The 581-nt window shown below is 57.7% G+C and carries 1 protein-coding gene; it reads right to left on the bottom strand.

Annotated elements, in window-relative coordinates; genetic code table 11:
• Positions 1–68: 68 nt before the first annotated feature.
• A partial coding sequence (locus WH277_RS00540) for a flavin reductase family protein (RefSeq protein WP_339503752.1) occupies positions 69–581 on the bottom strand: 513 nt, incomplete at its 5' end.

The raw sequence follows: 581 nt of genomic DNA, 5'->3' as shown, positions 1-581 counted from the left end.
GATCAGGATGATGCCATCACGGCAATAAGGCTGACCGGACGGTGGCCCGGCCGCCAGAATCCCTGAGCTTATTCCACGGCAGGTTTCGCCGCGACATTCCGCTGTTCCCACTCCTCGCTGCTCAGGGTTCTAATATCGAACTGGTCGCGCGTGCGGGTATAGGTGTGCCCGCCCATACGGCCAACGGCATCCATCAACTGCTGATCGATATGCAGGTTTTCCAGGTTAACCGCATCGCTGCGGACATAAACGCCCAGCACTTCGCCGAGAATAATCTCGCGTGCCGGGCCCACTTGTAAAGTGGTATGGCGGCGGCACTCCAGCGCGGCCGGGGCGGCCAGAATCCGCGGACTGCGTACCATTTCACCGGGTGTGGTTTCCAGCCCGGCTAACTCAAGTTCGTCCACCTCCGGGCCAAACTTGATGGCGCAGATCTCCATCTGTTCAACCAGTGCATCATCCACGATATGCACTGTAAACTCTCCGGTTTCACGGATATTACGCGCCGTATCTTTAAAACGCATATCCGCATAGTTTTCCACGCCGATGGCGACAATCGCCGGGTCATGCGTCAGTACGTT

Source organism: Erwinia sp. MYb416 (genome assembly GCF_037479575.1).
Taxonomy (GTDB): domain Bacteria; phylum Pseudomonadota; class Gammaproteobacteria; order Enterobacterales; family Enterobacteriaceae; genus Erwinia; species Erwinia rhapontici.
The sequence above is the reverse complement of the archived record's forward strand: the minus strand, read 5'-3'. Positions and strand labels throughout refer to the sequence as shown.